The organism is Vibrio sp. 1580, assembly GCF_033340055.1.
This window is the reverse complement of sequence record NZ_JAWOVT010000752.1, coordinates 1-514: the sequence shown is the minus strand read 5'-3', so window position 1 is coordinate 514 and position 514 is coordinate 1. Positions and strand designations below refer to the sequence as shown.

Annotated in this window: 1 protein-coding gene; it reads left to right on the top strand. The window is 46.1% G+C overall.

Translation table 11 applies throughout. The features are described from left to right. A partial coding sequence (holA, locus tag R7093_RS28200; RefSeq protein WP_318147404.1) for a DNA polymerase III subunit delta occupies positions 1-514 on the top strand: 514 nt, incomplete at both ends.

Sequence of the window (514 nt, the reverse complement as noted above, 5' to 3'; positions counted from 1 at the left end):
AGATTGGAACCAAGTGTATGACTGCTTTCAAGCTCTGAGCTTATTTTCTAGTCGACAACTCATTGAGCTTGAGATCCCAGAAAGTGGTGTCAACACAGCTATCAGCAAAGAGCTACAGACCCTGTGTGACATGCTGCATGATGACATCATGCTAGTGATCATCGGAACGAAGCTGACTAAAGCGCAAGAAAATGCCAAATGGTTTAAAGCACTGAATGCCAAAGGCGACTGGGTCAGCTGCTTAACGCCGGATCTTCAGCGTTTGCCTATGTTTGTGCAAACGCGCTGCCGCGCATTGGGTTTAAAGCCCGATCAGCAATCCTTACAGATGTTGGCACAGTGGCATGAAGGCAACTTATTTGCACTTTCTCAGAGTCTAGAGAAACTGGCTTTGCTCTATCCTGATGGCGAACTGACTGTTGTACGCTTAGAGGAAGCCTTAAGTCGACACAACCACTTTACGACGTTTAACTGGATTGATGCGTTAATTGCAGGTAAAGCTAATCGTGCTCAA